The sequence below is a fragment of the Allokutzneria sp. NRRL B-24872 genome (assembly GCF_002155965.1).
Lineage (GTDB): Bacteria > Actinomycetota > Actinomycetes > Mycobacteriales > Pseudonocardiaceae > Allokutzneria.
In genome coordinates this window covers 1-288 of sequence record NZ_MUMH01000324.1, presented here as the reverse complement: position 1 = coordinate 288, position 288 = coordinate 1, and the positions used below count along the sequence as shown (strand labels likewise).

Sequence of the window (288 nt, the reverse complement as noted above, 5' to 3'; positions counted from 1 at the left end):
CGCGCGTACGCCTTGTTGCCGAAGCGGTCAGGGGTGGTGGGGCCGGGCGCGACGGGGCCGGGGATGCCGGGTGGAGTGCCGTTGGGCTTGGCCAGGTAGGGCTCGGTGAAGCGGGCGAAGCGGATCGACTCGTAGGCGCTGGCCTTGCCGCCCTCGTAGAGCAGGCCGGTGTGACCGCGACCGAGCACCACCATGTCGGAGTACGCGGCCGGCCCCCAGTGGACGACCTTCCCGGCGCTCCAGGTCTTCCCGTTGTCGTAGCTCGACCGCACGGCCATCGCTTCGCGG

General features: G+C 71.9%; 1 pseudogene. It reads right to left on the bottom strand.

What is annotated here, in order from left to right:
* Window positions 1–288: pseudogene (locus tag CCN37_RS40565) on the bottom strand (sialidase family protein); the annotation flags it as partial.